Source organism: Dietzia sp. SYD-A1, from assembly GCF_015356725.1.
Lineage (GTDB): Bacteria > Actinomycetota > Actinomycetes > Mycobacteriales > Mycobacteriaceae > Dietzia.
In genome coordinates this window covers 1-1444 of the sequence record NZ_JADDKI010000654.1, presented here as the reverse complement: position 1 = coordinate 1444, position 1444 = coordinate 1, and the positions used below count along the sequence as shown (strand labels likewise).

General features: G+C 67.5%; 2 protein-coding genes. Both read left to right on the top strand.

The features are described 5' to 3' along the window. Nucleotides 1–264, top strand: a 264-nt coding sequence (gene rplL, locus IY392_RS18255) for a 50S ribosomal protein L7/L12 (RefSeq protein WP_194861992.1), incomplete at its 5' end; no start/stop codon positions are given. A gap of 190 nt (nt 265–454) precedes the next feature. After that, nucleotides 455–1444 (top strand): ABC transporter ATP-binding protein (locus IY392_RS18250; RefSeq protein WP_194861991.1); only part of this gene is annotated, 990 nt, incomplete at its 3' end.

Sequence of the window (1444 nt, the reverse complement as noted above, 5' to 3'; positions counted from 1 at the left end):
GTCGCGGCCGCCGGCGCCCCGGCTGCCGGTGCCGAGGCCGCCGCCGAGCAGGACGAGTTCGACGTCGTCCTCGAGTCGGCCGGCGAGAAGAAGATCGGCGTGATCAAGGTCGTCCGCGAGATCGTCTCGGGCCTGGGCCTCAAGGAGGCCAAGGACCTCGTCGAGTCCGCCCCCAAGGCGATCATCGAGAAGGCCGACAAGGAGGCCGCCGAGGCCGCCAAGGCCAAGCTCGAGGAGGCCGGTGCCAAGGTCTCGCTCAAGTGAGCTGACGCACCACGGTTCCGCGACGGGCGGTCCGGCGATGTCGCCGGGCCGCCCTCCGGCATTTCAGCAGGTCGGTCGCGCCAGGTTCGTTGCGATACATTACTTATCGGTATGTAACGAAGCACGCCCTCGGAGCGGTAGTTTACAGTGACCGTGGCCACAGACGATGGCTGCAGTGAGGAGTGGTGTCGTGGGTATCGAGATATCTGTCGAGGGACTGACCAAATCCTTCGGATCGCAGAAGATCTGGGAGGACGTCTCGTTCACCCTTCCCGAGGGGGAGGTGAGCGCGCTCCTGGGTCCGTCCGGCACGGGCAAGTCGGTGTTCCTCAAGTCGCTCATCGGGCTCCTGCGCCCCGAGCGCGGCCAGATCATCATCGACGGCACCGACATCCTCCAGTGCACCGCCAAGGAGCTCTACGAGATCCGCAAGCTGTTCGGCGTCCTGTTCCAGGACGGCGCGCTCTTCGGGTCGATGGACCTCTACGACAACGTGGCGTTCCCGCTGCGGGAGCACACGCGTAAGTCGGAGAGCGAGATCCGCGACGTCGTCATGGAGAAGCTCGAGCTCACCGGTCTCACCGGCGCCGAGGGCAAGCTTCCCGGGGAGATCTCCGGCGGCATGCGCAAGCGCGCCGGCCTCGCCCGCGCCCTCGTGCTGGATCCCGAGATCATCCTGGTCGACGAGCCCGACTCGGGTCTGGACCCGGTCCGCACCACCTACCTCGCCCAGCTGCTGATCGACATCAACGCGCAGATCGACGCCACCATCCTCATCGTGACGCACAACATCAACCTGGCCCGTACCGTCCCGGACAACCTGGGGATGCTCTACCGCAAGAAGCTCGTCATGTTCGGTCCGCGCGAGGTGCTGCTCACCAGCGAGGAACCCTCGGTCCGTCAGTTCCTCCGGGGGTCCAAGCTGGGCCCGATCGGCATGTCCGAGGAGAAGGACGACGCACAGATGCGTGAGGAGCAGGCGCACGCCGATGCCGGGCACAACGACGGCTCCCCGGGCGAGGACGAGGTGACCGGGGTCCCGCCCCAGATGCAGCCGACCCCCGGTGGTCCGGAGCGCAAGGGTGAGATCCGTCGCGAGAAGCGGGTGGCCGAGATGCTGGACACCCTCCCCCCGGGCGCGCAGGAGGCCATCCGGGCCGAGTGGGCGGCCCGCGGGCAC